This window comes from Xanthobacter autotrophicus, from assembly GCF_030015065.1.
Classification (GTDB): Bacteria; Pseudomonadota; Alphaproteobacteria; order Rhizobiales; family Xanthobacteraceae; genus Xanthobacter; species Xanthobacter autotrophicus_D.
The window spans coordinates 1-490 of record NZ_JAIVFN010000342.1 but is presented as its reverse complement, the minus strand read 5'-3'; the positions used below and the strand labels follow the sequence as shown (position 1 = coordinate 490).

General features: G+C 63.9%; 2 protein-coding genes. Both read right to left on the bottom strand.

Annotated features, from left to right (window positions below; translation table 11 throughout):
• Positions 1-93 precede the first annotated feature (93 nt).
• Positions 94-282, bottom strand: coding sequence for a hypothetical protein (locus tag K9U40_RS23435; protein ID WP_282892465.1), 189 nt, complete (start codon positions 280-282; stop codon positions 94-96).
• Positions 283-304: 22 nt separating this feature from the next.
• A partial coding sequence (locus tag K9U40_RS23430; RefSeq protein WP_282892464.1) for a hypothetical protein occupies positions 305-490 on the bottom strand: 186 nt, incomplete at its 5' end.

Below are 490 nucleotides of genomic sequence, written 5' to 3'. Positions count from 1 at the left end.
ATTGAGTTTCGTGCATAAATGCAATCCAGACGTGCGTAAATCGCCTAGCTTGCTCCATCCGGTGAAGCGCGTGGCCCTTCTCGGCCTTTTCTATCATCGACACTTGATCACGGCGATGCGCCGGCCATTCGGCCCGTAGACGGAGCGCCCGAAGTTCGTGGACTTGATCACCGCTACCCGCCGGCCATTGGCCGCGTAGACCTTTTCTGTGCGGGAGGCGGCCTCCGCGGAAGCCGGCAAGCCGATCGAGGCGAGGGTCAGAGCGAGGGCGAGGGGGCGCACGGTGATGCTCCTGGCATGGTGGTCAGGTCCGGATGGTTCGGTGGTGCACAGCGGCTTCCTGCGGCTCCCCAGGCTCGATCGGCTCCGAGGGCTCGGGCTCTGCGGCCACTGCGGGGATCAGGGTCGGGATTGGCTTTAACTCGGTCATGACCGGAAAGCCGTCCAACGCTTCGGCTTCGGCCTTCTGGGTGACCTTGCGATCCAGACC